Annotated in this window: 29 protein-coding genes; 4 read left to right on the top strand and 25 right to left on the bottom strand. The window is 55.0% G+C overall.

Annotation, left to right across the window (positions count from 1 at the left end):
* Nucleotides 1–86: 86 nt before the first annotated feature.
* Nucleotides 87–1,007 carry a hypothetical protein gene (locus AC3ISR_RS22175; protein WP_489324447.1) on the top strand — a complete coding sequence of 307 codons (921 nt, stop codon included), beginning with the start codon at nucleotides 87–89 and terminating at the stop codon, nucleotides 1,005–1,007.
* A 732-nt stretch (nucleotides 1,008–1,739) separates the two neighbouring features.
* Here the strand turns inward: AC3ISR_RS22175 and AC3ISR_RS22170 are convergent.
* From AC3ISR_RS22170 to AC3ISR_RS22060, 23 genes are all read right to left on the bottom strand, one after another.
* Entirely contained in the window at nucleotides 1,740–2,051 is a 312-nt protein-coding gene (locus AC3ISR_RS22170; RefSeq protein WP_489324446.1) for a hypothetical protein, read from the bottom strand.
* 43 nt (nucleotides 2,052–2,094) lie between these two features.
* Nucleotides 2,095–2,679: a type VI secretion system-associated protein TagO gene (locus AC3ISR_RS22165; protein ID WP_489324445.1), complete on the bottom strand. Its 585-nt coding sequence runs from the start codon at nucleotides 2,677–2,679 to the stop codon at nucleotides 2,095–2,097.
* Between the two features lie 137 nt (nucleotides 2,680–2,816).
* Entirely contained in the window at nucleotides 2,817–3,341 is a 525-nt protein-coding gene (gene pilL2 / locus AC3ISR_RS22160) for a PFGI-1 class ICE element type IV pilus protein PilL2 (protein ID WP_489324444.1), read from the bottom strand.
* Nucleotides 3,342–3,521: 180 nt separating this feature from the next.
* Nucleotides 3,522–3,950 (bottom strand): hypothetical protein, encoded by a 429-nt coding sequence (locus tag AC3ISR_RS22155; RefSeq protein ID WP_463984240.1) that lies wholly within the window; start codon nucleotides 3,948–3,950, stop codon nucleotides 3,522–3,524.
* Nucleotides 3,947–4,285 carry a toxin-antitoxin system TumE family protein gene (locus AC3ISR_RS22150; RefSeq protein ID WP_463984241.1) on the bottom strand — a complete coding sequence of 113 codons (339 nt, stop codon included), beginning with the start codon at nucleotides 4,283–4,285 and terminating at the stop codon, nucleotides 3,947–3,949. Before AC3ISR_RS22150 ends, AC3ISR_RS22155 begins: the two co-directional genes overlap by 4 nt.
* 66 nt (nucleotides 4,286–4,351) lie before the next feature.
* Complete coding sequence (locus AC3ISR_RS22145) at nucleotides 4,352–6,289, bottom strand: DEAD/DEAH box helicase (RefSeq protein ID WP_489324854.1); 1,938 nt, start codon at nucleotides 6,287–6,289, stop codon at nucleotides 4,352–4,354.
* A 49-nt stretch (nucleotides 6,290–6,338) separates the two neighbouring features.
* Nucleotides 6,339–8,243: a type I DNA topoisomerase gene (topA, locus tag AC3ISR_RS22140; protein ID WP_489324443.1), complete on the bottom strand. Its 1,905-nt coding sequence runs from the start codon at nucleotides 8,241–8,243 to the stop codon at nucleotides 6,339–6,341.
* A 302-nt stretch (nucleotides 8,244–8,545) separates the two neighbouring features.
* Nucleotides 8,546–9,685 (bottom strand): PDDEXK-like family protein, encoded by a 1,140-nt coding sequence (locus tag AC3ISR_RS22135; RefSeq protein WP_489324442.1) that lies wholly within the window; start codon nucleotides 9,683–9,685, stop codon nucleotides 8,546–8,548.
* A 210-nt stretch (nucleotides 9,686–9,895) separates the two neighbouring features.
* The gene (locus tag AC3ISR_RS22130) at nucleotides 9,896–10,366 is read right to left on the bottom strand and encodes a single-stranded DNA-binding protein (RefSeq protein ID WP_489324441.1); all 471 of its coding nucleotides are present in this window, start codon (nucleotides 10,364–10,366) and stop codon (nucleotides 9,896–9,898) included.
* A 10-nt stretch (nucleotides 10,367–10,376) separates the two neighbouring features.
* Nucleotides 10,377–11,189 carry a Rha family transcriptional regulator gene (locus AC3ISR_RS22125; protein ID WP_489324440.1) on the bottom strand — a complete coding sequence of 271 codons (813 nt, stop codon included), beginning with the start codon at nucleotides 11,187–11,189 and terminating at the stop codon, nucleotides 10,377–10,379.
* Nucleotides 11,186–11,743 carry a DUF3158 family protein gene (locus tag AC3ISR_RS22120; RefSeq protein ID WP_489324439.1) on the bottom strand — a complete coding sequence of 186 codons (558 nt, stop codon included), beginning with the start codon at nucleotides 11,741–11,743 and terminating at the stop codon, nucleotides 11,186–11,188. The genes AC3ISR_RS22125 and AC3ISR_RS22120 overlap by 4 nt, the downstream gene beginning before the upstream one ends.
* Nucleotides 11,744–11,748: 5 nt before the next feature.
* The gene (locus AC3ISR_RS22115; RefSeq protein WP_463984248.1) at nucleotides 11,749–12,471 is read right to left on the bottom strand and encodes a PFL_4669 family integrating conjugative element protein; all 723 of its coding nucleotides are present in this window, start codon (nucleotides 12,469–12,471) and stop codon (nucleotides 11,749–11,751) included.
* A gap of 7 nt (nucleotides 12,472–12,478) precedes the next feature.
* Nucleotides 12,479–13,015 (bottom strand): hypothetical protein, encoded by a 537-nt coding sequence (locus AC3ISR_RS22110; protein ID WP_489324438.1) that lies wholly within the window; start codon nucleotides 13,013–13,015, stop codon nucleotides 12,479–12,481.
* On the bottom strand, nucleotides 12,999–14,333 hold the full coding sequence (locus AC3ISR_RS22105) for an STY4528 family pathogenicity island replication protein (protein WP_489324437.1): 1,335 nt from the start codon (nucleotides 14,331–14,333) through the stop codon (nucleotides 12,999–13,001). Before AC3ISR_RS22105 ends, AC3ISR_RS22110 begins: the two co-directional genes overlap by 17 nt.
* Nucleotides 14,330–15,034, bottom strand: a complete 705-nt coding sequence (locus AC3ISR_RS22100) for a DUF2857 domain-containing protein (protein ID WP_489324436.1) — start codon at nucleotides 15,032–15,034, stop codon at nucleotides 14,330–14,332. The genes AC3ISR_RS22105 and AC3ISR_RS22100 overlap by 4 nt, the downstream gene beginning before the upstream one ends.
* A 28-nt stretch (nucleotides 15,035–15,062) precedes the next feature.
* Nucleotides 15,063–16,769, bottom strand: a complete 1,707-nt coding sequence (locus AC3ISR_RS22095; protein ID WP_489324435.1) for a ParB family protein — start codon at nucleotides 16,767–16,769, stop codon at nucleotides 15,063–15,065.
* The gene (locus AC3ISR_RS22090; RefSeq protein WP_463984253.1) at nucleotides 16,766–16,999 is read right to left on the bottom strand and encodes an Arc family DNA-binding protein; all 234 of its coding nucleotides are present in this window, start codon (nucleotides 16,997–16,999) and stop codon (nucleotides 16,766–16,768) included. The genes AC3ISR_RS22095 and AC3ISR_RS22090 overlap by 4 nt, the downstream gene beginning before the upstream one ends.
* The gene (locus AC3ISR_RS22085; RefSeq protein WP_489324434.1) at nucleotides 16,999–17,238 is read right to left on the bottom strand and encodes a type II toxin-antitoxin system HicA family toxin; all 240 of its coding nucleotides are present in this window, start codon (nucleotides 17,236–17,238) and stop codon (nucleotides 16,999–17,001) included. The genes AC3ISR_RS22090 and AC3ISR_RS22085 overlap by 1 nt, the downstream gene beginning before the upstream one ends.
* Entirely contained in the window at nucleotides 17,235–17,591 is a 357-nt protein-coding gene (locus AC3ISR_RS22080; RefSeq protein WP_489324433.1) for a hypothetical protein, read from the bottom strand. The genes AC3ISR_RS22085 and AC3ISR_RS22080 overlap by 4 nt, the downstream gene beginning before the upstream one ends.
* Nucleotides 17,588–18,937, bottom strand: a complete 1,350-nt coding sequence (gene dnaB, locus AC3ISR_RS22075) for a replicative DNA helicase (RefSeq protein ID WP_489324432.1) — start codon at nucleotides 18,935–18,937, stop codon at nucleotides 17,588–17,590. The genes AC3ISR_RS22080 and dnaB overlap by 4 nt, the downstream gene beginning before the upstream one ends.
* On the bottom strand, nucleotides 18,934–19,626 hold the full coding sequence (locus AC3ISR_RS22070) for a DUF2786 domain-containing protein (protein WP_463984257.1): 693 nt from the start codon (nucleotides 19,624–19,626) through the stop codon (nucleotides 18,934–18,936). The genes dnaB and AC3ISR_RS22070 overlap by 4 nt, the downstream gene beginning before the upstream one ends.
* Nucleotides 19,626–20,366, bottom strand: coding sequence for a hypothetical protein (locus tag AC3ISR_RS22065; RefSeq protein ID WP_463984258.1), 741 nt, complete (start codon nucleotides 20,364–20,366; stop codon nucleotides 19,626–19,628). Before AC3ISR_RS22065 ends, AC3ISR_RS22070 begins: the two co-directional genes overlap by 1 nt.
* A 1-nt stretch (nucleotide 20,367) precedes the next feature.
* Nucleotides 20,368–21,228 (bottom strand): ParA family protein, encoded by an 861-nt coding sequence (locus AC3ISR_RS22060; RefSeq protein WP_489324431.1) that lies wholly within the window; start codon nucleotides 21,226–21,228, stop codon nucleotides 20,368–20,370.
* Between the two features lie 280 nt (nucleotides 21,229–21,508).
* Between AC3ISR_RS22060 and AC3ISR_RS22055 the strand changes: the two genes are divergently transcribed.
* The gene (locus AC3ISR_RS22055; RefSeq protein WP_463984260.1) at nucleotides 21,509–22,378 is read left to right on the top strand and encodes a phosphotransferase; all 870 of its coding nucleotides are present in this window, start codon (nucleotides 21,509–21,511) and stop codon (nucleotides 22,376–22,378) included.
* Nucleotides 22,379–22,383: 5 nt separating this feature from the next.
* Here AC3ISR_RS22055 and AC3ISR_RS22050 read toward each other — a convergent pair whose 3' ends face one another.
* The gene (locus AC3ISR_RS22050; protein WP_463984261.1) at nucleotides 22,384–22,947 is read right to left on the bottom strand and encodes a helix-turn-helix domain-containing protein; all 564 of its coding nucleotides are present in this window, start codon (nucleotides 22,945–22,947) and stop codon (nucleotides 22,384–22,386) included.
* 88 nt (nucleotides 22,948–23,035) lie between these two features.
* On the opposite strand from AC3ISR_RS22050, the gene AC3ISR_RS22045 reads away from it, so the two are divergent.
* A complete protein-coding gene (locus tag AC3ISR_RS22045; protein ID WP_463984262.1) occupies nucleotides 23,036–23,200 on the top strand; it encodes a hypothetical protein in 165 nt (54 codons plus the stop codon).
* 259 nt (nucleotides 23,201–23,459) lie between these two features.
* A complete protein-coding gene (nadA, locus tag AC3ISR_RS22040; protein WP_463984263.1) occupies nucleotides 23,460–24,518 on the top strand; it encodes a quinolinate synthase NadA in 1,059 nt (352 codons plus the stop codon).
* A 136-nt stretch (nucleotides 24,519–24,654) separates the two neighbouring features.
* Here nadA and AC3ISR_RS22035 read toward each other — a convergent pair whose 3' ends face one another.
* The gene (locus AC3ISR_RS22035) at nucleotides 24,655–25,143 is read right to left on the bottom strand and encodes an RDD family protein (protein WP_192299421.1); all 489 of its coding nucleotides are present in this window, start codon (nucleotides 25,141–25,143) and stop codon (nucleotides 24,655–24,657) included.
* Nucleotides 25,144–25,164 lie beyond the last annotated feature (21 nt).

Here is a 25,164-nt window from a genome sequence, read left to right as displayed (position 1 = left end):
AGTCGAATGCGTTGCATAGTGATGATCCTGTGGAGATAGTGTTCGGGTTTCTACGGTTGGCGTTTTAAAGCGAATTGAGGTGGCAAGTGTTTTCTAAAGAAAATTTGTTATCTGAACCGTCTGATGAGAATTGTTTGGATGGGTTTGAATTGCATTTGGTTGAAGCGGGTGAGAGATATATTGAAGGCATAGTCGTTCGTGGATTTGAAGTGGATAAAATTTCGTTTGGATGCAGTAAGAGCGATGTTTTTGCTCGAGTGACAGTTGATGGTGATAATTCATATTTTATTGAGTTTGGACGTAAGCTGACTTCTGCAATTCTTAAGGTTTCTGAAGAGGTTTCATCTCGCATAAATAATGTTCTTCCGTGGCTTAAAGCTGAGGATGCAGTTGTATTTATTTTTGATTATTTAAGCTGGTTTGTGCTTCATCATGAAGTTGCTCATATAATTCATGGTCATCTGGAGTACGTGCTAGAGCGGGGTATAAAAGGGTATGTTGAAATAAATGACAAATTTAAACCTTTAATTCATCTGCATAAAGATGTTGAAACTTCGAAAGAGTATTGGCGGGCGCTTGAGAGCGAGGCTGACGCATTTGCAGTTGGGTCATCTTTGCCAAGCTATTTGTACATCAATAGGACGAGTCAATGGGCCCTGCTTGACGAGAATAGTGCTTGGTTTTGTCATGGGGTCATGGTATCGATCGTGTATCATTTAATGAGTGCGCTTGCAAAGGGTGTAGATGATTTTCGACATCCTGACCCGCGAGTTCGATTGAATTTGACGCTGGCTAGTATAAATTTGCTTGCCAAAGGCTATAGTCGTGATGTCGGCGAAATAACAGGTTTCATGGTAGACGCTCAACAGAAAGTTGCCTCGGATCTATTGCGTATTCCCATGGATTACAATAAGGCTATTGAGTCTGCTAGCTATATGCTAACTCTTGATAAGGTAGTGGCTAGTTTAGCTATTAGTGGGTACAGGAAGCGTAAGCGGAAGAGGTGATTTTTTATGCTTATAGTTTTTCTTTGGTTTTCACGTTCGTGGTACAAAAAACTCAATTCTGAAAGAAGGTTGTAGGTGGGGGGCTACGGCGTGTTAAAGAGTTGCCGAAACTAACTAAATAAATAGTTACCTTCGGCTTTGAGTTGCAGGTGAATGGTTTAAAATGCCACTTATGAGAGCTGAGGCGACGCTGATCTCTGGGCTGTGATCAGGACGTCTCATATTCTTCACCTGGCCAATTTTCGTGGCTGAGGCCAGCAAACAGAAGGCACGCATCCGCGCACAAAAGGGGCCCTGCGTTTCGCCGGCGGGCCACCGGCCAGGAAAAGCAGCTACCAAAAGGTAGCCTGATGATCCTTCTCAAGACCTTCAGGCTACCCTTCGAAACAGCTTTAAAAAACATGGGCCGCAACACCAGTGCGGCCCTATGACTACCGTGCTTCGAACCTCAAGAGAACCCTATGTGCCTTTGAAACTCGCTTTTCACGAGTTGACGGCTGCGTGTCTGCTTGGAACAGGGAGACACAGGGAGAATCCTCAACCAGGTCCGCACGCCCTTCCCGGAGCTATGCGTGCTTTGGGGTTGGTGATGGGTAAACCGCATCACCGGGCGCTACTGATGACCGTCAGTAGCCAGCGGGGTGGAACAGTTGGTGGGGCGATATTGGCACAAGGTGTTTATGTCTGCCAGAGCATGTGTGTCAATCAATGTGACTGACACACATGCTCTTTTCACCGATCAAAACGCTTGCCGCCTGTCGAGACGAGATATAGCCAGTCTGAGTAGGGAAGACGGACAAGAATTTTGCTGTTTTCAACTACCGCAGCCATAGTCATCCCCCGGCAGAGCAAGCTGACACCGCCTTGCAAGCGGTCGCATATTGCGTCAGGGCTATCGATAAAGTCGGTTTTGCTTAGGCGAAGTATGATCACCGTCCGACCTTCAGGGATAGCCCCTATAGGGGGAACGACAAACACCGTGAGCTGCGTGTAGATGACGATGGCGACCGCAATCAGCAAAGCAGCAATCAGTGATTTTTTCATTCCTGCACTCATATGACTTCCCTGCGATGGAGGTGGAGACTGATCACCACTTGCACGCGGTGCGAATTTCTTTCAACGCCTCTCCGGCACCGGTTGTATCGAATGTCGCAGTAACGGGGTTTTCGTTATATGGCGTTACATTGGCTACGAAGCTATCAGACGAAATCATCGCCTTTAACGATGAAACCGGCGATCCAGGAAAGAACGTGGACTTATTGTCGGTGGAAAGCTGCCATGAAGATTTCACTGCTTTTGCTCTGCCAATACGATGTGTTACAGATGTTGAGTCAGTGCCCAGGAATGAGGCCCAATTGATATAGAAGTCCGTTTCGCCTTTTGAGCATCGAACAACCAAATCAATGCCGTCTCCATATCGACCCCTTCCAGAGGTGGCATCGAGCATGGCGATGTAAATAGATTTATCAGTAAGTGGGTCTGTGGAGGTACTGGTGGACCACTTACCTTTGCCAGCGGTCGTAGTCGAAACAGTTTTAGGGGCTAGGTCGTTCGCGTCTGCAATTGCGTCATAACAAGTTAAGCGTTCAACCGAGCCCGTCATGGATGCACATAAGGCCACTTGCTTTTCGTCGATGGCAGCGTTTGATACCACCGGTATCAGCAAGAGCATTACCGCTACGATTCCATTCGTTTTCATTTCACGACCCTGTGATGGCAAAAGGAGATCATAGCACCTGTGCAGGCTACGTTAGCAGCCTTGCTAAGCATTGATAAGCGCCGACCTTGGGTCGTTTTCGTAGTGAATGTTCACCCCTTGGATTGGGCCGTTGCCTCGTAACCCGGACGTATGTCGTAGCAGATTCGGCGGTTCACCTCGTCAACGTTCACCTGCCAAGCATGACCTGCGAGCACTTGTAAGGTATCACGCAGTGTCATCGGTCCAAGCCGGTACTGGGATGCGGGCAATGGGAGGCTATAGAGAGAATTAACCTGGTTTGTGTCCGACGAGCACAGAGCATACCCCGACCGATCCAGTACGTACTGCAGGGCATCGCCCACGCTGGGATGCATGGTGGCAGGAACATTAAGGTCGATGATCTGAGCGAGTAAGTCGCGCTGGTCTTCTTTGGGCAATGTACTGGCCAAGGTGTAGCGACCGTAGCGTACGAAGGACTTTTTTTCGGCTGCGGCCCCATTAGCGTAAAGATCTGGTGTGAGTGGCCCAGGGTTGGGGTAACTGTCGACAGTTGGAAGGGGTGTTTGGTACGTAGTCTGGGCCGTGCAACCGGCAACAACCGTGAGAAGAGTTAGAGCAGCGAGGTACCTGATCATGAGCCGTGAAGCCTCCTTTGACGAGAGGGTGACGGTGGCATGAGTCTCATCCCTAATCAGTGAACAATAGATTTTCGGTGTGGTGATCAATTACTAGCGTAGGAGGGCCGAAATGCTTGATGTCGGGGCAGAAACAAAGAAGCCCGCAAAGCGGGCTCAGTGACACAGTGGTTCTGTACTTTATTTTTCGTTTTGCTTAATCCGGCGCTTCTCGGTTTTTGAAGGTTTTTCCTCCACGGAGAAGACGCCGTTGTCCAAGTTAAAAACGAACATATTGCGGTAGTTTCTTCGCATCACGCGCGCGTCCGCATTGAAGGTATCGGACGCTGAAATCCACACGGCTTTCTTAGATAGCTCGTGACGCATTGTGCCAAAGGTCAGCGTCTTCATGCCGGCCTTGCGCTTGTTACCTCCACCCAGAATCAGCTTGAGTGGAGATTTTTTTGGTTTTTGCTCTTGTTCAGCCTTGAACGTGTTCATCTCGTCAAGATCTTCAAAGCTGACGTTCTCGTAGGCTTCCACTTGCTCGCCACGATCAAGTTTTTGAGCAAGCGAAGTCATCCGGGCGAAAAAGTCCTTTTCGGTTTCGTGCCTGACGGTCGTCTTCATTTGCCTTTCCTCTTTTTGAGGTGTGTTTGCCATTGCTCTTGAAACTGCTCAAGGGTCTTCTCGAAGGATTCGAATTCAACGGGGATATATTTACCCATGTCATGCTTATGGTGCTCACCATGAGCATTGTCATATCCGATGACCCGACCATTATCTACAGAACAGATGGCGTGGTTGATATAGGCCATGCTGTAGGTAACAATTTTTCCTGTTGCCGGGTCTTTCACGTACTGAATTCGAATCTGGCCGTTGCCTTTTTTGTCTGCAATCTTGAAGGAATCTTCATAGAAATCCGGCTCCGGCTCCTTCCTTTTGATGCCCTTCTTCGCTGCCATTATAGACCCAAACGCCTCGTCAATGTGGTCGTGCCCGCCCTACGGCAGTGGCCGATAATATCGCAGCTAAAGCGCGGCCGTAAGCTCAGCCCTGTTCATCGCAGCAGCATTCGGCTCAATCAGATCCCGCGTCAATTGCCGCTTATCCTGCAACAATTGCCAAAGCATTTGATCAATGGTGTCCTCCACGAGCGGGATCTTCACCACCACCAAACGCCGCTGACCGTTACGAAAGGCTCTATCTTCTGCCTGATCCTGTATCCCAGGCGTCCAGGGCAAACCCAAAAACATGACGTAATTTGCAGCAGTCAAGTTATTGCCTGTTCCAGCAGCCGAGGTCGTGGCAGCAAAAATTCTGATTTCTGGGTCGTCTTGAAATGTATCAATAGCTTTCTGACGCTTCCCTACAGAGTCGCTGCCCACCATTGTTACGCAGCCGTAACCGACTTCCAGGCACTGACTCCGCAAGGTGGCCACAGTGTCCTTGAATTCACAGAACAGAATCACCTTGTCCTCTGCATCCAACTCACCCAGCAGCTCCATGACAACTCGTACCTTTACCCTCTCCAGCAACTGACGCAACGATCCCAGCCTGGCAAGCCCTGGTCTATCCTCGTACCGGATGCGTTCGTATTCCCGGCGCTCCTCGGCGGACAACTCCACCGGCAGTGTCTGGCGCTGCTTCCCCTTCAGGCCTGGCAGTACATCCTTGCGCCGACGAAGCATCCAATCACCGATAGCGTCCCGTAAGTTTTTTCGAAAGTCCTGACTGCCGGCAAACTGTTCGCAGAACTCCTTGAGCGGTAACTGCCCAACTGGATGACCCGACAGGCGCAGTAGGGTATGCAGTTCAGACTCACGGTTTAGGACCGGCGTGCCGGTCAGCAGGTAGCGATTGGGCACCTTCGCCGCAATGTCGAAACCATGACGCGTCCAGGCTGCCGTGGGCTCTTTCAGGCGATGGGCCTCGTCGATGATCATCACTTCGAAGTGACCTGCCTGCAGTACGTAATCGCCCAGGCGTTCGTAGTTGGTGATGATCCATCGCGAGGCAGGGTCAAAGACCTGCATGCCGATTTTGGCCTCTGGGTACACCATCTGGATTTCTCGTTTCCAGTTAATGATCAAGGTCGACAAGGTGATGACCAGGATCGGTCGGTCTGCCGCTCTGATGGCTGCTGCAAGGATTGCCTGGCGTGTTTTACCCAGCCCCATGTCGTCGGCTAGCAATGCGCTGGTGCGTTGCAGCAGGTGCTGAATCCCTGCTGGTTGATGATCCAGCAGTGAGTGTCCTGCCAGCGCCTGTGTGATCTGCGCAGTGGTCAGCCCAGTACGCTCAATAGTTGGGATCGCCGCGAGGTACACATCGGTTGAGGAGTCGTCCGGCGCTGAACTCAGGCTCCGTTCCTGAGGTGGCCCTCCCAATTCGATACGGGTGATTGTCTCGGCAGGGACGATAGAACCGTCGGTCAGCAACTCCTGAACGGTGTCGAGTATCTCGAACTGATCTTCCGACAATCCGAGTTCCAAAATCAGATTGCTGCGCACAAGCTCAGCACTGGCGTCGATGCGCCATGACTTGGATTGACCGAGGAATACACCACGCATTCGGCGAGCTACGGCAACTGCTCCAGGATGGTACTCACCCGACAGTAGGACGCCGCCATGGGTGAGTGGGGCGATTCGGAACACCAGCTTCCAGGTAAAAGCTTGCCGATCTGGCGCGCCCTGCGCTGCCTCAATCTTCTGGTAAAACGATTGCCAGGTATCCCCAAACCGGCCATCTGACAGCGCCATTAAATGTTGAAAGACGACATCAAGCTCTCTCAGTAGCTTGTCCTTGGATAGGCGCCAGAAGCGATACAGCGGGTGGTCGTTGCGTCGAATGAAGTACCCTCCACGGTCAAGTAACAACCTGTTGGCACCCTCCAGAAACTGCAATTTCAGACCGAAGTCATAGCCGTCGAACACCACCGTTTCGAGTAAGTCCGACTGCCGATTCATCACGCGAGGAGGATTTGTGCCAGCTCGCTGCGGTGGATGAGCCACGGGATCAAATGCCCCTTGGCTTATCGAAGTTTGGCTTGCCGTTTACAGTGGGGTAGGTGACTTTGCATCCATTGGATTTGAAGCCAGTACAGCCCCAGAAATCGTATCCGCCGTCGCCTTTCTTCTGCCGCCTGACGAGAGGTTGATGGCATTTGGTGCAGGCGTAGCCGGTGGTTGCTTGGGGTGTCCGGGCAGGTGAGTCCATGGGAACGCTTGGCAATTCCCGCTGATGCGAGAGTTCCTCCTCCAGGCGCTTATACAGGCGAGCGACCACGGCGCCGTATGTGTCCTGACCCTGAGCGATCTTGTCCAGGTCCTGCTCCAGCTCCCGAGTGAAATCCAGCTCCACGAAGCTGAAGATTCCTTCAAGCTTGGCGATTGTTTCATTGCCCAACGGCGCCGGGACCAGCTTGCGATTTTTTTCCTCGATCAAGCCTTTGCCGGTGATGTTTTTCAAGATTGACGCGAAAGTGCTCGGACGGCCGATACCGCGACGCTCCATTTCCTTGATCAGGCTGGCCTTGGTGTAGCGTGGTGGCGGCTGGGTTTTCTTCTGTAGCAGTTCGCCGCTGTGCACGCTGAGGATTTGCTTGGGCAAGAGCGCGGGAACCTGATTATCTGCCTCGGCATCCTTTTCATCGTCGGTATCATCAGCCTTGAGCAACTTCAGCCATCCTGGATAAGACAGCGTTTTGCCCGTGGCATTGAAGGTCAGCGTTTTACCCTGTGGACCGATACCCATTAATTTGGCCGTGCGCACGTCATATACGGCTGCCTCAAGCTGACTGGCGAGCGCACGAGTCCGAATGAGCCTGTAAAGGTCGAGCTCATCGTCATTCTCACCGGCATTGCCGTCAGCCCAATCCGTCGGTGTGATTGCGGGGTGTCCCTCTTGGGCACCCTCGGCAGCTTTAAACCTCCTGCGAACATCGACGGTTTTCACGCCCAAGGCATTGGCCACTGCCCGTATGTGGTCCATGGCTTCATCTGGAACATTGGGGTTATCCGTGCGGTGATGGGTGATGACACCTTGTTCGTACAGTCGCTGAGCAACCTGCATGGTCTTGTCTGGATCCCAGCGCAAGGCATTGCTCGCGGCCTGTTGCAGCGTGGACGAGATGAACGGTGCTGGTGGATGACGTTCGGCCTGACGGTCTTCGCACGACTCAACAATGGCGTTACGAGTACTTGCAACGAGTTGTGCCAGGCTCATGTCCTGCACATATGGAAACTCTCTACTCGCGAAGTCCGGCACCGGTTGCCAGTCGGCGTGCCAGCAACTGCCTTGAGCTACGTTCAGAAAGTTGAGGCGAGCGCCAAAATGGTTGATCACCTTGAAGTTACAAATTTCCCGTTCGCGCAGCACTACCAGATACACCGCTGGAGATTGGACCCGGCCGGCAGACGTAGGCTTGCCCATCAACCGACGCAGCTCCTGGGTCACCAAGTAGCCGACAAGGCGGTCAAGCACACGACGACATTCCTGGGACGCGACCCTGTTCAAATCTATCTGCCGAGGGTTGGCGAGTGCTTCTTCGACACGCTTTAGGGTTATCTCGTTGAAGGTAATGCGCTTGTAGTGGTTGCACCTCAGCACCTGCTGAATATGCCAGCTGATACTTTCGCCCTCACGGTCCGGGTCGGTAGCCAGATAGATCTCGCTGGCTTGCTTCGCTGCGGCCTTGATGATTCGGACGGCTTTGGCGCTTTTATCCAGGACTTCGTAGACCGGCGTGAAGTCCTTGCGCACACCAGTGGTGATCATGGTGTCGTCCTGACCTTTCGCCGGCAGGTCGCGGATATGGCCGCCGCTGGCTACTACCTCCCAGTCTTCGCCTGGGCGGAGTTTCTTCATCATTGGCTTGAGCTTTTTCAGCTTGCCGGGCGCTTCGATGATCAGCAGCTTCATGGGGTATCCCGTCTCGGATGTGCAGAGACGGACTTTCGCGGTCGAGCGGGGGAGCGGCAATGGGAAATGGTTGCCAGGGGGAGGGGGCTATTCCTGACTCAACATGGGAGCTATGAAACGAGAAGGCCCAAACATAGAGCCGGACAAGCCAGCTCCAGGGGGATGGGCGCTATTGGGGATAATCTTGACGAGGGGCGCGCCTATGTCAACTTGCTTGGCGATACGCCTCAACAGCTGCGAGAAGCTCTTCGTTGCTCCAACCCTTTGCCATATGTGGTCCTCCCGGAATGTTATTTCTGCAGTCAGACAAACTTCTGATGAGCACGCTGCCAAAGTTCGTTGACGTCATCAATCAAGCTGATGGCAATCGATTCCCTCATTTCTGGATCTCGAAGGAGTGCCAAGTCTTCGTTAGATGGCGCATGGAGGTTCACATCAATTTTTGAGTAGCTCCAGTACAGAGTGCTGGTATTGCGGCTGCGGGGTGCGATATCTCGGCTTAGCTCAAATAAGCGTTCACGGTCCCCTGGATGCTGCTCACCATCACAGAAGTAACCCGCGTAAAGCCTGTGGTTGACCTCGACGTATACGCCACCTTGCATAAAGCTGAAGGGGAAGGTGAGTCCGATGTATTTGTTGTTTTTTGCCTTTTTGTAAAAGTCAGAAACTGCCTCCTTCGTGGCCGAAACCACAGGACAACCGAGGTGCGGATACTGCCGCGCTTGATAAGCCGTCATGCGTTGCCAAATATCGAATTGCAGGTCGGCCAGTACAGATTGGAACGCATGGTTGATGTCGGCGATCACGAAAATATTCTCGCCCAGCAGAATCTGTTCTTTCAGCTTGCTCATGTAGATCTCACTCTGGTCACTGGATGTCAGCTTTTGGAGTAGTTCGATGTACTGGAAAATGCTTTCCCGCACGCCGGGCTCGCGGGCTACCAGTGGGATACAGTCCTTCAACCAAGAGATGATCTCGGCTTCGTAGCTAATAAGAATTACAGGCAGCGACTTTTTGCTTTGCTCACTGGGCTCGGCACCATCCAAGGTGAGGTACGTGGTCCAAATATCGCGGTAGCCTTCCCCCAGCATTTGCTGATGGTAGTCCCACAACTGTTCGTCACGGTCGCGGGCGTAGACCTTATTCTCGATGATCACGGCTTGATGGGATGGGTTGCGAACGAGGATGTCGATGTTCTTGTACTCGACCTCGACAATTGCATTCGATGAATCGAAGTTCTTGACGCCCACTCGCTCCAACAAGAGATTCAGCAGCGCTGCGCCCTGATTGTGGCTAGCTTTTGGGTCGAGCAAGAAGGCCAGGAAGCGCGAGTGAAGCCGCACCTCGTCACTTGAGCTACGTAGTACAGAGAAGAGGTTGAAGCCAGGCGGCCGTTGATGCCTTGCGCGCAGCAATGCCGAGATTTGTAGAAAGTCGTCCATGAGCGGGGCCCTGATTTAAGCCAAGTTACGGCGATTAGTATCAGGTAAATCATACGTGGAGTGATGGCTTTTTGATATTTGCGGGGCGCCAGCGGGAGGTTATGCAGAAAGAACCGGAGTTCTGAGTTTCAAAGGTGGGCGCGCAGGGTTGAGGAGCCGTTGAATCAACTCCTCTAACATCAGCAGCGTCACGAATAGGCCGCGAAAATTTTATCCCCTGTCAAACAGCTCATCAGGGTCCGGATATTCATCCGATCCAGAGGTCGGTTGCGGTGCGGGCTGAGGCCCATTGGACTGCTGCGAAGTTTGAGTCTGCGACGGTGCCAGGTTCACCATCGTGACCCGATGCGGCAACATGCCAATGCGACTTGCTTGAATCTTCAACGCTTGAAACTCCCCTTCATCGGTTTTCCAGCGATCCATCACTGCACGACCAGAAATCATCACTCGCATGCCTTTCTGAAACAGCTGGGCGTAGTGTTCCGCGTCCTTGTGCCACCACTCCACACTTGCCCAGAATCCGCCTCGATCCTCATACCCACCCTTGCCATCCGGGATTGAGTTATCGAAGTAGGCGTTGATTCGCACGAGCCGACGCGGATCTTTGTTGCCGTTGGGAAATTCCTTGAACTCAGGTGCAGAGCCGATATTGCCTTCCCAGCCTTGGATGGGTGTACCCATGGCGTTTTCCTCAATGATTTGATTTGTTGTATACGAAGGGGTTTCGTGTGGCGTGACTAGATACGTAGCCCAGCAACTCCCGGGCTAGTTGGGAGGTTTCGGCCAACTTGCCAGCCATGTGGTTTTTGAAAGCGTCACTGGCTAACTTCTCGACGCCGCTGTCGTATAGCGAATTGAACACCAGTTCAGAATCATGTGCAGAGCGGAGCAGCCCATACAAAAGGTCTTTTGCTATGGAACTGCCTGCGACTCCTGGCAGCACTTGAGCTGCAGCACCTTCACCGATGATCTGCCCTTGCAGGAAGTGAATCGCTTGTTTGAGTTGATCTGGTGAAGCCTGGTCCAGAGACTCCAAGTCCAAGTAGTTCTGCAACACTTGTTCTGAGCTGGGCCGAGGAGGGCGGCCGAAGGTGCGGTCACGCATCAGGTCGAGAGTTTTTAAGGCGAATTTGAGCAGGTGTTTGTGGCTCAGCATTTCGGGCTGATCCTCCAGCACCTTCTCAATTTTGTTGAATGCAGCGATATATGATTCTTTCCACCTAGCGGCTTCTTTGCCGGTGAAGCCCATACAGAGAAAGGTGAATCCATCGCGATTCATACGAAAGTAAGGCTCGGGTTTGTTGTTCGCACCAGTACGAGAACACTCCGCAAAATTGCGGAGTGTGAATTCTGCGGAACACTCCATCGTTCGAATGCGCTTTAGTACGTCGTCATGCCGCTTTCCAAAGTGGATTGCCACATCCAGGCTTGTGGTGGTCGCTCTTCCGTCCACAAACTCTAATGTGATCTCGTTGGAGTAGGCACTTGGAGTATTGTTAGTCATGTCTTCCTCTCCGATTGCGTTTGAAGTGGCAAATTCTTGAGCTGCTGTAGCCGAGCGTCGTGTACCGCCTCTGCCTGGCCCATTTTTTCTACGCACTCAGCAGCCTGCTTACCGATTGAGTGCAACAAACTCATCTGCATGTTCAGCGTGATGCGCTGCAGTTCCATGGCGTAAAGGTCCTGCAGCAATGACTCTGGTGTTCTTGCTGACGCCATCATTTCAGCCCAGACCCCCACACCCATCCGGCGATCTGTCACTTGTTGCCATCTCAGAAACTGGGTGCCGGCCTGGGTGTTTTGCTCAGTCAGCCGAACGGGCACCAAAGTGAATGGATACCGCCGGGCCTGGTTCAGCACTTCCTGGGCAAGTGCTTTCAATTCCGCTTCTTGGGCTCGACACAGATCGGCAAACTGGGCCAGCTCCCCCTTACCTTTAAAAGGCTTTAAAAGGCCCTTTAGTGAGGCGGCCTGTTGCAGGCGCTGAAAGGCTTCCGGTTGCAGTGGCTGAAAGGCGGTCTGTTGCAGCGATCTATGATTGGCAGTGATCTGGGACATACGGATCAGCCCTCGGCGATGTCGTCGAAGTCTTCTTCCTCAATCACCTGCTGACCACGAATGATCGGTGGGGCGAAGTTCGACCGGCGAGTGCCTTCGAGAATGTCCTGCGGCAGTTCACCGTAACGCTCAAACATTTTGCGGGCTGCTTCAGCCTTGGCATTGTTGGCCGCGAAGTCATCGCGCGCCGCGCCGGAGTATTTGTATAGCTGGGCCAGGCCGAAGAGTTTGCGCATGAGCGCTGCGCCTTCATCAATCCAGGCCTCCATGTCGCGTCGACCTATCAGACCGACGTGGTGGCCGAGCAAGATACGGCGCACGATTTCGTCATATCCCGCGAGTAGAGCGGCGGCCTTGAAGCCGATTGGGTTTGAGATGTAAAGCGGCAAGCTGACTGGCTGGATGGAGAGGTTGTCGCTGATGCTAATAGCCGGGGGGAGGGTGGCCATAACGGAATCTAAGCGCTCTTCGATGGCTGCAAGCGCATCTGTCGAGACTTCGACTTTCTCTTCCAGCAGGATCAGCCACCAGTCTGAGTAGGGGTCGTCTTGTGATGCACCGCGCGAGATGCGCTTGATGAGATTGCAGAAACCGGTCAACCCGATGATGCCGGGTTTTAGCTCGTTTTTAGGGCGCCCCAGCCAAAGTCGGGCCGCGTGATGGGTGTGAAGGGTCAGGCCCACTTCACTACGCAAAGAACCAATGTTGAAACGCAGACTGTCGGCCATGGTGCAGTTATTCCTGGGAAACAAGTGATGCGCTCATGCTGCAATCTGGTCCGAAGGAGAGCAGCAAGAAATAGGTTTTGCGACGGAAGGGGATTTGTTGCGCACTGGGTCGCTTGCTGGGTGTTGCGGGCCGCAACACCTGCATAGAGATTGCCGATGGCATTGCTGGGTCCAGACGAAGTGATGTGGGCCACATCACCTGGGTAGAGATTGCCGATGGCATTGCTGGGTCCAGACGAAGTGATGTGGGCCACATCACCTGGGTAGTGATTGCCGATGACGTTGCTGGATCCTGACGAAGTGATGTGGGCCACATCACCTGGGTAGTGATTGCCGACGATGTTGTTGGAGCCAGACGAAGTGATGTGGGCCACATCACTTGGGTATTGATTGCCGAGACGTCGCTGGATCCTGACGAAGTGATGTGGGCCACATCACCTGTGTAGTGATTGCCGATGACGTCGCTGGACCCTGACAAAGTGATGTGGCCCACATCACCCACCAACGCCCCCCACAACACTTCCCAATCAAGTACCACGATCACGTGGATCTCCCCGGCCAGGCCTTAAAAGCCGCATGATTTCACCGAGCTGCTGATTCGCGGTCTTGATCGACGCCTCGCTTGGAGGCGCGTTCACGACCGGTGCTGGCGGAGTAGGCTCCGGGATAGGTAGGTTTTGCCCGGGAAACGAACCCGCCTGGCTTGAGTGATCGTTCTTGGCCGGGGGCTTCTCAGCTGGAGCCCACATGCTGTTGAAATCACCGCTCACCGCCTTGGCGATCAAGGTCATCAGGTAACCAAACGGGTTGCGAACCTCTCCCGTGTCACACCGATGCGCCCATTGTTTGATCAGCGCCGGCCTCAAGTTTTCCGGGACTCTGCGCAGTGCCTGCAGCGCTCTGTGCTTGTGATCAACCGGCAGCCGGTGAATCGCCGCGAGAAAATCGGCAGCGTTCTCCGGTGAGTCGGGCGGTACTTGTACAAGCTTTTTACAAACATCTTTGTCTGTATTTGTATACGTACTATATGAGTTCGGATTCCGAACTGAGTGCGTACTCCGCGATTTTCCACTGAGTTCGGATTCCGAACTGGGGTCGAAAACGGCGTCTGAAGAGGTGTCGACACTGAGTTCGGAATCCGAACTCTGTAAAACTGGAGGGGGATTTTGCTGAGTTCGGATTCCGAACTCAGTTCCCTGAGGCGCTGCTTGAGTCAGTTCTTCAGCCCAAGATTGTTCGTTGATGCGCGACTCAATGACGTCCAGACGACTTGGCAAGCGCTGACCAACATCGGGGTCAGCAGAAAATTCCCTCCAGGCAATCTGCGCGACCTCTCGAATCACCTTGGTCTGATGCCCCATGGAATGGATGAGTAACTGCAAGTAGTCCTTGTCGAGCTCCATGGCTTCAGCCGGTGAGACGGGTTCGTCATGCAACAGATAGACATTGCCCTGGACCTGGCCGCTGAGGTCATTGCGTACACGTCTACCGAGGCTGAGCCAGCGTGTCAGGCGAAGTAAGACCAACGCTTTGGAGATGGTTTCCCGAGAGGCCTGTTTCCCTGGGTGCATGCCCAGGTAGGGCCGCAGTTGGTCGTAGGTGGGGAATGCCGTCAAGCCATCGTCATTGATTAGCAGGCGAAACACCTGCCACGTGTTTCGCTCAAGGGGGCTGAGTCGGTCGTCCAGTAGCAGTCGGCGAGGAACAGTCTCATGAGGGTTTCCGCTGAAGATGATGCCTGAGTGCGGGGAAAGACCCTGGGCCCCTGGAAGTGTCGACTCTTTTTTCTTTTGCAGGAGCGCTTCAAGGTGGTCCTTGGCCGAGTCTAGAAGGGACGACAACGGAAGCCGTGAAACCTTCATAGCTTGGCATCACCTTTTGCCGATCTTGCAAGCGAGGGCTCTTGGTTTTGGTTATTGAGCATCTTCAGCTTTCGTGGCGTCCAGGCGTTGCCGTTTGGGGGAGGGTAAAGCCCCTCCCTGATCCAGTTTTGAATGCGATTCCAGATGACGGCGAGGTTCAGGCTGTCAGTGAGGCCATCATCAGCGACGTTTTCCTGAGGCGCATTCAGTTCTTCCGCAACCAACATGGCGACATTGAGCAAGGCGACGGTGTCATTGAGTTCGACTTGATGCTCCTTCATCAAATCAGTCCAGCGATACCAGAGCTGGGTATCCATTTCTTCACTGAACTCGCGCCAACGGCCTCGACGTGCCGTAATGCCCATCATCAGGCGTTGAAGCGCGACATCTTGTGGAGAAAGACCGAAGAACTGTTGCAGCATCTGGGTCGTTGCGCCAAGACGGAGGGCTCGTTCAAGCATGCGCACTTCTTCGTTTGAGCGTTGAGCCCCGTTGAGAAGTCTTTTCACGATATCTCCATCGATGCTTACGGTGCACCAGGAAACAGGGGTGTTGAGCAATAAGCTCAACACCGACGGCTGCTGGAACTGGGCCAGTAGTTCGGGTTCCAGGCCCATTTCGATGCAGCGTCGTAGCTGACCATTGCGCATGTTATGCAGCACTTGAGACAGGATGGCCTCGTTAATCGGCGTCTTGGACATTACGACTTCCTCCGGTGAACGCTTTTCATCAATTGTCGATCTGGTGCGCGGGGTCATTGAGATGGGTGACTTCAAGATCAATCAGGCGTCGTGCGAGGCGAATGACACGGAATAACTTCACCAGCGCTTCATCACTCAGTCGGCCTGACGAGCCGGGGGGCTGATCTTTAGTAGTGGGTTGCCCCATTAGGAGCTGGCCGAGTCCCGCAGCGAACTCGAAGTCAGTGAGAGCGTCCACCTGTAGCTCAGGTTTTTGCTTGATCAGTTTGAGTGCTATTGCAACCGAACCGCTCAAGGACTCCAAAAGCAACATGGTGTGCTGTGCAGTCGCCGACAGTTCCGATTCCTCGGCTGCGCTGTGATAGCTGAATCCGATGCCTCCTTGAATATCGTGGATTGCGCCGGGTGCATTCACGGAAGTGAGAATTTCTCGGGCTAGTTGCGCAATGTGCTCACGAAGCAGGTCCGGCGTATCGATTTCACGCTCGATGTACCAAAGGTCAGAAATGGGATGCAGGCCGCCAACCTGCACCGGAATCGCCACCAGCGCGTTGGTGTTGAAGTCGGGAAGCTCCTCACCGTCAATGGCTGCGAGTCGCCGTTTTATCTGGAGTACCTTGGTAGTCGTACTCACGGGGCTGACCACATGACCATCCAGTCGGGCTTGTTGCTCTTCGGGGCTTAGGATGACGGGCGGGGCAGAGGCCACCGGTTGTATGGGAGGAGGGTTGTTTGCCGGGAGCAGCACTGGATCTGGGCTTTCTGGGGCAGGAGGTTGTTCTTCGAGGCTTTTCGCGGGGGCTTCTACAGGCATAAGAGGGAGCTCAACGATAGGCGTTGAACGTCTTACTTGGTCTATGTTTAGGGTTATCTCAAGCAGAACCTTTTCGTAGCTGAGTTTCAGTGGGTCTTGAAGTTGATGAACCAGTTCGTCCTGAAAGCGCTCGACAGAAAATTCGTCGGCCTCTCCTTCAAACTGAGCCAAAACTTCCTGGTATACCGCATCAAATTTGAGTGCATTTTCTTCAACTTGATAATGCCGCTCCCAGCAGGCCAGTGCGCATTTTCTGAGACTGAGCAGCTTGGTTACGCGATCAAATCCGAGGCCTGAGTAGAGCAAACCTGGGATCGTTGGAAGGAGGTAGCGAATAGTGTCCAGCATACGGCTGACGTGAGGTTGAGACACGGGGTACCCATCCGCAGCCAAGCGTTTTGCAAGCTCGCGTTGAGAAAGCGCAGTACCGAGTTCTGCTTCATAGAGCAATCTCGCTTTGTCGACCCCGACAGCACGCTCGATAAATTTGAGCTGGCCCTGAAGATCGTTCTCTGCCAAATGCCCAGTTAGGGAAATGATTTCACCACGGGTCTCGTCCCACGGCCGAAAAAGGCAATGAAACCTGAAGAACCGATCTTCCCCAGTTTCCTGGTACAGCTCATTAAGAATCGCCAGGCGCGTATTCCCCCCATTCCTGATGCGAAACTTCTCCTCCCCAGGCTTGCGCGTCACCGGAGGAGGGGCATCAAGCCCGCGCTGCCGGATCGAATCTTTGATCTCGGCATACTTGGGATTGCGCGTGGTCCTTGGGTTCTCGTCATAGGGCCGCGTCTCATCCAGCGTCAACACCATCGGTGTGTCGACAATTGGATCGCTCATGCGCGCGACTGCCGGAGCCTTGGGTTCGAACGCCGGCTGCATAATCTTTTCCTTCATGGACTGCATCAAAGACTCTTTCATGTGCCGTCCCCCGAACCTTGCGCAGCGTTTACCGCCAATAACTGATCAATGGTGCGCAGCGCTCGATCCAGGTCCGCCTCAAGCTTGGCCGTTGTTTCCAGGCGATGAACAACCTCCGAGTTCATGGACCGCACGTTCTCGCTCGCCTTAGCCGCAATAAGCTCGCGCATGCCGGCCGGAAGGCGAACAACAAATTTCTCTTCAAGTTTGCGGGCTAGTCGTTTCGGCATCAGATTTCCTCCAGGGTGTGTTGGGACATGGCACGTTCGGCACGACGAAGTTGTGCTTTGGCGTTCAGTTCAGCGCGGTAATCGCTGGGCGTGGATGAGGTGTAGATAGAGCCCAGACCAGGCTTGGTGAACCTGATGTGACCACCACGGGTGCGTGACACCGTCCAGCCGTTTGCTTTTGCAAAATCGACCAGTTGGCGAAGGTTTTCGCGCGTGCCGCGTAGCAGGTTGGCTGTCATAGTCCCGACTCCTCTGTAGCCAGCGCGTGGCCCATTTGCAGTGCGACAATTTGGGCCTGGTCGCCAGGGAAACGGGTACCGAGGTCGTGCAGGAACTGTTGTGCGGCATCGCGCGCAGCTGGAATTCGGAACACCACGCTGTAGTGCCGAGCTTCATTCGGTTGCGTCAGGTGAAGAGGGGCATCCACCAACTCTTCCACGTCAGAACTGCTGCAATAGGGGCAGACCAGTACCTCAACGTCCTCTTCGAAAGGTCTTGGGTGAGGTATGCAATGCCGGACGCGCTGGTGCATATGATGAGTTTTGCAGCTGAGACACCAATGGGTGATGCCTGGCAGTGGACGGGTATTCATACGGAGGCTCCTTGCCAGACACTGTTGGCGCTGAGGTTTGCAAAACGGGTTTGATGAGGGATGAAGGCGGTTCTGACGGCCCCGACTGGGCCGTTGCGGGCCTTGCCGATGATGATTTCAGCGATGCCCGGCTGCTCGGTCTCGGGGTGGTAGTACTCGTCGCGGTAGATGAACATGATCAGATCGGCGTCCTGCTCAATGGCGCCACTGTCGCGTAGGTCTGCGTTGATCGGGCGCTTGTTCGGACGGCGCTCCAGCTCCCGATTCAGTTGGGAGAGGGCGATGACTGGGCAATTCATCTCCTTGGCCAATGCCTTCAACGCCTGGGAGATAGCGCTGATTTCATTGACGCGGTTTTCCTGGCCGGGGCAGCGCATCAGCTGCAGGTAATCCACCAGGATCAGTGACGGGTGACCAAAGCGCCGCGCCGCTCGGCGGGATTTGGCCCGAAGGGCGGTCGGTGTGAGGGCAGAGGTGTCGTCAATGACCAAGCGTTCGCCATAGCTGTTGATGCGTGCCACAGCGGCGGCCAGCTTGGGCCAGTCCTCGTCGTCGAGTTTGCCCTTCAACAATTTGCTGAGGTCGATGTGGCCAAGGATGGCCATCAGCCGATAGATCAGCGCTTTCGCAGGCATTTCCAGGCTGAACACCTGCACTGTCCGCTCCAGCTTGGCTTGCAAGGCTGAGTCCACGCAGTTCAAGGCGAAGGCAGTTTTGCCCATCGATGGGCGGGCGCCGAGGATGATCAAGTCAGCATCCTGGAATCCTGAAGTCAGGGCGTCCAACTCATCAATGCCCGAGGCCACGCCGGTTACTGAAACGTTGCCATTGAAGTGTTCGTCGATTTGGTCAACGACGTTCATCAGGCACTGGTTGAGGTTGACGAATTCCGCCGCACGCTTACCACCGCCCAGGGCGAAGAGCTGCTGTTCAATCGACTCCTGAACCTCCGTGGCGTTGGCCTGAGGGTCTGTTGCTTCGCGGGAGCACTGGTATCCCAGGGACATCAACTGGCGGAGCTGCGAGCGATTACGCACGATGGACGCGTAGTGCTCAATGTTCGCGACCGACGGAGTGTTGTGGGCCAACTCGCCCAGGTAAGCGAGGCCTCCAGCATCCTCAGGGGTTTCCAAGGCGTCGAGGACGGTCACGACATCGAATGGAATGGACTTGCTGGCGAGCGCGGCCATTGTTTGGAAAATCAACCGATGCTCGTGTCGAAAGAAGTCCACAGCATCCAATCTGTCGGCCAAGAGGTCCCAGGTGGTGTTATCCAGCAGCAGACCACCCAAAACACCTTGCTCTGCTTCAATCGAGTAGGGAGGCGACAAGTCGAGGTGGTTCATGACAAAGACTCCAGCGCGGCCTGACGATTCTTCCCCACACCCCGATGGAGCCGCACCTGCTGGCCTTGCTGCCAGCCGGCCTCCAGCGAATTGGCATCGTGGCCTTTGGGACTTTGAGAGCGAATCTCTATGGTTTGAAGACTCGGGTGATGATGTTCTAGGTAAGCGTTGATCGCCTGTACCACGTCATCGTCCATCGCACCGGCAAACTCCACGACTTTGTGGTTCACCGCATTCAGCCATCCTTCTGCGAACAACAAGCCCCGGCGACGCTTGGTTTTCAGCTGGCAGCGTTTCTGTCGGGCGACATGCGCACGACGTGCCGCCACCAGTTGGTGGTGAAGTGCTGAATAGGCATGGGCCGCAAGCTCCGGCGAGATTCCCACGCCCAGGAACTTGAACGACCAGCTCTGTACCTGGTTGTGATAGGCGATGTGTTGACAGTCGAACGCCCGCCCGCAGATCAGCGCAAGGTGGTGCAGCCAGTCTTGGGGCGCGCGACGGGTGCCGGTCGGAATGCTGACGTCCCCAATGGAATGGGCTGCAATTTCGATGGCTTCGAGGTTGTATTGCTTCATCAGGGCGCGGGCCTGACGGAGCGCAGTTTGGGCTTCGTTTGGCGAGGCGCCGCTGGAGTTGGCCAAGGCAAAGCACTTGGCGACGCGGTCGAGGACTTTCTGCCTGTCCATTATTGCTCGTCCTCCAGCATTTCTATCGAGGACAGGGCATGCGACCAGAGCTGGAGGGTTTCGACCTCGTAGGGGTCGCTTGATACCTGGGTGTAAAGCGCTTCGACTTGACGTTGCAGTGCGAGAAAACGCTCCTGAACAGTCATCTCGCCCTTCAACGCCAAGTGCTCTTGAATCCCGTATTTCAGGTCAGATCGCAGTGTTGCAATCTTATCTTCCCAGAAGCGCCTTGGACTCTTCCGACCATTGATGCTGGGAGTGTCGGTGACGTAATTCCGGTAGCGGAGCGAAAACTCAACCGGCGTATAGAAAGCGTGAAAGTAACCCGCACGATTCAAAACCAAGGCAAGTCGAATGATTTCCAGCTTATGCCCCAGCGTATCGGTGGGGAGCGGGTAGGCGTATTCAACGAGTTTCTTTGCCGATGCGTCACGGTCTTTCTGGCGTGTTTTGGCTGCAGTCTCGGACCGCTGACGTTTCTCTTTCGCGTGTTCAATGTTGAACCCGACGGACTGGATCAAATTGGCCGCATCGCGCAGAAGCTGGCGTTGCTCAAAACTTAGTTTCCCCCCGATCTTTCCGAGTAGCGTGACGCTATTGGAAAAAGCGTGAAGTTCCCGTGCCGTGGATGTGAGCTTGGTTTGCAGGCTGCGTAGGTCTTTGGCGGTGTGATACGTACTCAGCTCAAGCACCACCTCGGCGGTGATGGTTTTTGCTTGGGTAATGGAGGACTTCTGCATCTCAAAGCGCTCCCTTTACAAGCGATTTCACCGCGTCCTGAGTGAGCCGTTCGAAGCGGTCGCTCCACTCTGGGAAAACCTCGATTGCCAGCCTTCTGATAACCGCCAAAGCAGAAGGGGATTCACGGTCCGAAGGTTGTCGATATTCCAGTCGATGCGCTGGTTTACCTTGGGATGCGGCGTTTCGAAACACCACGGCGGCCGGAACGGTGCTTTCCAAAACACTTATTTCTGAGCTGTCTTTGAAGACCTCACGCACCGATTGCTCGATCATTTTTGCGTCGTTGGTAAGGTCGGTGCTGTTGAACACGATCTTCACGGGCGGGATCTTCATGCCGAGCCGCTCGTAAGCGCGCAGGCCATCCAGCATCTGCAAGGTCCCGCGATTGAATTCCCGAGCGGCGAGCATGTTCGGCTCAAGGGGCGACACCACCAGATCCGACGCCAAGGCTGCCATCTCCACCAGGATCGACTTGGCGCCCTGGGTGTCGATCAGCACCAGGTCGAAATGGTCCTGGAACGCTGGCATCAGGTGGTTGAGGCGCAATCTGCCGTCGGGTGCCTGTAAGAGCAGGTTGTTCAGCTGGTTGTTGACGTCATTCGATAAGACCAATGACAGATTGGGGATCGTCGTGCTGGAAATGACGAGGGCAGGATCAATGACATTGGACGTGAGCATGTCGTAGATACCGCCTTGCGCTTCTTCAAGCAGGGGGTAGTACGACGAGAGAGAAGGCTGCGTCGGGTCAAGATCGATCAGTAGTGTTCGCAGCCCAGCGTCAGCACAAACAGCACCAAGGTTCGCGCAAATGGTGGTCTTGCCCACGCCACCTTTGGTATCTGCAATCGCAGTAATTTTCATCTGTTGAAGCCTCTAATGTGAGATCATTAGAGGCTGCGAGCCTACGGGGATACCGACCTAGAGCTGCGCCTTACCAGTTTCCTAAACTACGCATCCAATTGTCTTTTAACCAATTGGTCGTAGGTTCGAATCCCACACGACCCACCATTTTTGGCGGTTTAGAAAATCCGGAAGGCCCACGCAAGTGAGGATTTCCGGGTTTTTTTTTGCTTGCGATTTAGGTAAGCCTGCGTAGCTGGACGATTTAGCCAAAGCCGATAGCCCATGTGAGGAAGGCCCAATGCGTCACCTAAACCGCATGACCCGCGCATTCCAAACCACGCCCCTCGGCGACCTAATCTTCTATTTCGACCCCCGCTATCAGCCTGAACTCTCCACGCTGGTCCAGCGCTTCCTCGCCGCACCGGAACAACACACCACCCTCGACATACCCGAGGCCACGCGCGGGGTGTTCCTGCTGGAGGGCGAGCGCCGGTGGGTGTTGAAGCACAACAAGCTTGAGCACTGGAAAAAACAGCTGCAGAACTACCTGGGGCTAAAACGTGCATTTGGCCTGCATGACCTGACCAACGAGTTCATTAACCTGTCCGTGGTGTCCACCAAGTCAGCCAGCGTGCCGCGCGTCGCCGGGTTCGGCTATAAAGCGCGCTTTCCGTTCCTGAAAGAGGAGTACCTGCTGGTGGGCTTTTTTGATGATCATTGCAGTGTGGATGATCGTCTTGTCGCGCAACCTGAACAGGCCGCTGCACTACTGCCACAGGTGTTTCGACTGTTTGCGCAGATGCTCGCCGAAGGGTTTGTGCACATGGACCCCCACCCCAAGAACATCTTGATCGCGCCGGACGGTCAGCTGCGCCTAATCGATTTTGAGTGCTGCGCGCATTCGGTTATCGATCATGACTTCAGCCTGGGTTTCTCCATGGGTTACTTCTATCACTTCTGGATCAAGCGCTTCGTCAGCCTCGAAGCCTATCGTGCGCTCTGTGAGCGTTACCTGGTGGACGAGCAGCCGAATCTGCAACGGTCCATCTTCGACCCCGTATTCGAACGCTTCCTTACCCGGAAAGTCTCGCGCACCACGCGCTACAGCATCCTGACCAACCCCAAGGCCCAGGCAGCCTTCAAACGGGCTCCCGCCACGCACCCTTGACGGGCTCAGCGCCGTTTGCCAAACACCGACTTGGGCGGTTTGCCAAAAAACCGCGTAAACGCTGCGCTGAAGTTATTCGGAAATTTGTACCCCACCTGATAAGCCGCCTGGGCCACCTGACAGCCACTTTCCAGCAAGGTGTAGGCCTTGCGCATGCGGATCTCGTTGAGTATGCGGTGCGCAGTGGAGTTGAAGCGGTAGTGCAAACCTTCCTTGAGCTTGAACTCGTTGAGCCCGACCGCCGTGCAGAGACAGGGGATGGTCAGCGGCTGGTCCATCTGCTCGATCATGATGTCGCGCGCGCGCTCGAGTTTCTCGATGTCGGTCGCGCTGAATTGCAGGCTTTGCGAGAGCGCGTCGGGGCTCAGCAGCTTGAGCTGTTCGCAGAGCAGGCTCAGGGTGTGAATGTGCATGTCCAGGGTGCCGGTCACGCCGTGGTTGAGGTAGCGGGTCAGGGCGCTGGCATGGCTGGCGCTGGCGGCCGAGGTCTTCTGGAATTCCAGTTGGCGCACGTTGCCGTTGCCGAGGATTTGCTGGGTGCGCTGCTCGCCGATGTATTTGTTGAGCATGCTCTCGCCAATCAACAGGCGCAGTTGACCGGCAATCCGCAGCGGCCGCTCATTTGATCCTCAGTTTGATTGAAATAGGGAGACGTTCATGAAGGCAACGTTAGGCATTTGCTTGATTACCCTGGCGCAGCCGTTGATTGAGGACGTGACGTTTGTCATCGAGCACTTGCAGGCCGGTTTGCAACCGCTGCCGCGCACCGGCCCGGGCTTTTCCGGCTGGTGCGGGCGCGCCTTGATGGGCGGCGGAGATTGATCCACGGGTGGTCTGAGGGCCGCGTCATGGGACAAAAAAAGGGAAGCTCCGCTGCTGGGGCTTCCCTTTTTTGCCCGACAGACGCACGTGCAAACGCCAGATTGGGCTTTTGAATCGATTGGATATTCTGTAGCCTTGCGCGGCTTCTGTTTCAACCGTGCTTGATGAGCAAAAACACTTCGTCCGGCGGCGCCCGATGGGCTCCAGAGCCGGTGGTACACTCGACTTTCGCGCTACTGCGCCTGCAGGTCTTGCGAACATGACGCAAATTTCCGAACGCCTACTGGTTCAAGCCCACCTCGACGCCAAGCAGCCCAAGGCCCTCAGCGCCGATGAAGAGGCGAGCCTGCGTGCCGCCATTGCCGCCGAGCTCAAAGCCCAGGACGCGGTGCTGGTTGCCCACTTCTATTGCGACCCGGTGATTCAGGCCCTGGCCGAAGAAACCGGCGGCTGTGTCTCCGACTCCCTGGAAATGGCCCGCTTCGGCGCCGCCCACCCGGCCAAGACCGTACTGGTCGCCGGCGTGCGGTTCATGGGCGAGACCGCCAAGATCCTCACCCCCGAAAAACGTATCCTCATGCCGACCCTGGAAGCCACGTGCTCCCTGGATCTGGGCTGCCCGGTGGACGAGTTTTCCGCGTTTTGCGACCAGCATCCCGAGCGCACGGTGGTGGTCTACGCCAACACCTCGGCGGCGGTCAAAGCCCGCGCCGATTGGGTGGTGACGTCCAGCTGCGCGCTGGAAATCGTCGAGAGCCTGATGGACAACGGCGAGACCATCATCTGGGGCCCGGACAAGCACCTGGGCACCTACATCCAGCGCCAGACCGGTGCCGACATGCTGCTGTGGGACGGTGCATGCATCGTCCATGAGGAGTTCAAGTCCAAGCAGCTGGAGGACATGAAGGCGCTGTACCCGGACGCCGCGATCCTGGTGCACCCGGAATCGCCGACGGCGGTGATCGAACTGGCCGACGCGGTGGGTTCCACCAGCCAACTGATTGCCGCCGCCCAGCGTTTGCCGAACAAGACATTTATCGTGGCGACCGACCGCGGCATCTTCTACAAGATGCAGCAGCTGTGCCCGGACAAGGTGTTTGTCGAAGCGCCCACCGCCGGTAACGGCGCGGCATGCCGCAGTTGCGCGCATTGCCCGTGGATGGCGATGAACACGCTGGAGCGCACATTGCAGTGCCTGCGTAAGGGCAGCAACGAGATCTTCGTTGAGCCGTCGGTGATTCCGCATGCGGTAAGGCCGCTCAAGCGCATGCTGGATTTCACCCAGGCGGCGCGGTTGAAGCTTGCCGGTAACGCCTGACCTGAGGCGAACTCGGCCAAAAATGTGGGAGCGGGCTTGCTCGCGAAGGCGGAGTGTCAGTCGATATATTGATTGACTGATACACCGCCTTCGCGAGCAAGCCCGCTCCCACATTTGGATCTTCATTTGGTCGGGGTTATTTCTTCTGCTTCGGTATCCGCACCAACTGCGTGTCCGAATAGATGTCATGCCAGCTGCGCTTTTGCTTATCAAACAGCGACCAGACAAACCCCAGCCCCACGCACAGCCACGACGCAATCGACACCACAAACCGCAGCAGCGCCTGCCACAGGCTGATCCGCGAGCCGTCGGCGTTCTGCACGCGCACGCCCCACACCTGCATGCCCAGGGTCTGCCCGGAATGGGTCCAGAACTTGGCGAAGAAGCCAAACAGCACAAAAAACAGAATCGTCGACAGCAACGGATCGCCGTCCAGCGCACCGGATTCGGTCAGGGTGCGCATCTTGGCTTCGCCGATAAACGCCATCCACACCAGCTTGTAGATAAACGCGGTGACGATCAGCAGCGCGGTGCACAACAGGAAGTCATAGAACATCGCTGCCAGACGACGGCCCAGGCCAACGGCGGGAAATTCGCCCTGGGGGCTCAGCAGGGATTTGGACATGGCAGGGCTCTCTGGAGAAAA

The organism is Pseudomonas sp. GL_117 (genome assembly GCF_057835125.1).
This window is presented reverse-complemented; position numbering and strand designations above follow the sequence as displayed.

Bases quoted from the DNA above. Each gene is read 5' to 3' on its own strand.
- topA (WP_489324443.1), bottom strand. From the start codon at position 8,243: ATGAAGCTGCTGATCATCGAAGCGCCCGGCAAGCTGAAAAAGCTCAAG.
- AC3ISR_RS22065 (WP_463984258.1), bottom strand. From the start codon at position 20,366: ATGCAGAAGTCCTCCATTACCCAAGCAAAAACCATCACCGCCGAGGTG.
- AC3ISR_RS22060 (WP_489324431.1), bottom strand. From the start codon at position 21,228: ATGAAAATTACTGCGATTGCAGATACCAAAGGTGGCGTGGGCAAGACC.
- AC3ISR_RS22125 (WP_489324440.1), bottom strand. From the start codon at position 11,189: ATGACTAACAATACTCCAAGTGCCTACTCCAACGAGATCACATTAGAG.
- AC3ISR_RS22095 (WP_489324435.1), bottom strand. From the start codon at position 16,769: ATGAAAGAGTCTTTGATGCAGTCCATGAAGGAAAAGATTATGCAGCCG.
- AC3ISR_RS22035 (WP_192299421.1), bottom strand. From the start codon at position 25,143: ATGTCCAAATCCCTGCTGAGCCCCCAGGGCGAATTTCCCGCCGTTGGC.
- AC3ISR_RS22130 (WP_489324441.1), bottom strand. From the start codon at position 10,366: ATGGGTACACCCATCCAAGGCTGGGAAGGCAATATCGGCTCTGCACCT.
- AC3ISR_RS22145 (WP_489324854.1), bottom strand. From the start codon at position 6,289: ATGAATCGGCAGTCGGACTTACTCGAAACGGTGGTGTTCGACGGCTAT.
- AC3ISR_RS22115 (WP_463984248.1), bottom strand. From the start codon at position 12,471: ATGGCCGACAGTCTGCGTTTCAACATTGGTTCTTTGCGTAGTGAAGTG.
- AC3ISR_RS22165 (WP_489324445.1), bottom strand. From the start codon at position 2,679: ATGCTCTTGCTGATACCGGTGGTATCAAACGCTGCCATCGACGAAAAG.
- AC3ISR_RS22150 (WP_463984241.1), bottom strand. From the start codon at position 4,285: ATGGCAGCGAAGAAGGGCATCAAAAGGAAGGAGCCGGAGCCGGATTTC.
- dnaB (WP_489324432.1), bottom strand. From the start codon at position 18,937: ATGAACCACCTCGACTTGTCGCCTCCCTACTCGATTGAAGCAGAGCAA.
- AC3ISR_RS22070 (WP_463984257.1), bottom strand. From the start codon at position 19,626: ATGGACAGGCAGAAAGTCCTCGACCGCGTCGCCAAGTGCTTTGCCTTG.
- AC3ISR_RS22100 (WP_489324436.1), bottom strand. From the start codon at position 15,034: ATGTCCAAGACGCCGATTAACGAGGCCATCCTGTCTCAAGTGCTGCAT.
- AC3ISR_RS22170 (WP_489324446.1), bottom strand. From the start codon at position 2,051: ATGAAAAAATCACTGATTGCTGCTTTGCTGATTGCGGTCGCCATCGTC.
- AC3ISR_RS22050 (WP_463984261.1), bottom strand. From the start codon at position 22,947: ATGCTCAACAAATACATCGGCGAGCAGCGCACCCAGCAAATCCTCGGC.
- AC3ISR_RS22045 (WP_463984262.1), top strand. From the start codon at position 23,036: ATGAAGGCAACGTTAGGCATTTGCTTGATTACCCTGGCGCAGCCGTTG.
- AC3ISR_RS22085 (WP_489324434.1), bottom strand. From the start codon at position 17,238: ATGACAGCCAACCTGCTACGCGGCACGCGCGAAAACCTTCGCCAACTG.
- AC3ISR_RS22135 (WP_489324442.1), bottom strand. From the start codon at position 9,685: ATGGACGACTTTCTACAAATCTCGGCATTGCTGCGCGCAAGGCATCAA.
- AC3ISR_RS22080 (WP_489324433.1), bottom strand. From the start codon at position 17,591: ATGAATACCCGTCCACTGCCAGGCATCACCCATTGGTGTCTCAGCTGC.
- AC3ISR_RS22120 (WP_489324439.1), bottom strand. From the start codon at position 11,743: ATGTCCCAGATCACTGCCAATCATAGATCGCTGCAACAGACCGCCTTT.
- AC3ISR_RS22105 (WP_489324437.1), bottom strand. From the start codon at position 14,333: ATGAAGGTTTCACGGCTTCCGTTGTCGTCCCTTCTAGACTCGGCCAAG.
- AC3ISR_RS22090 (WP_463984253.1), bottom strand. From the start codon at position 16,999: ATGCCGAAACGACTAGCCCGCAAACTTGAAGAGAAATTTGTTGTTCGC.
- pilL2 (WP_489324444.1), bottom strand. From the start codon at position 3,341: ATGATCAGGTACCTCGCTGCTCTAACTCTTCTCACGGTTGTTGCCGGT.
- AC3ISR_RS22155 (WP_463984240.1), bottom strand. From the start codon at position 3,950: ATGAAGACGACCGTCAGGCACGAAACCGAAAAGGACTTTTTCGCCCGG.
- AC3ISR_RS22055 (WP_463984260.1), top strand. From the start codon at position 21,509: ATGCGTCACCTAAACCGCATGACCCGCGCATTCCAAACCACGCCCCTC.
- nadA (WP_463984263.1), top strand. From the start codon at position 23,460: ATGACGCAAATTTCCGAACGCCTACTGGTTCAAGCCCACCTCGACGCC.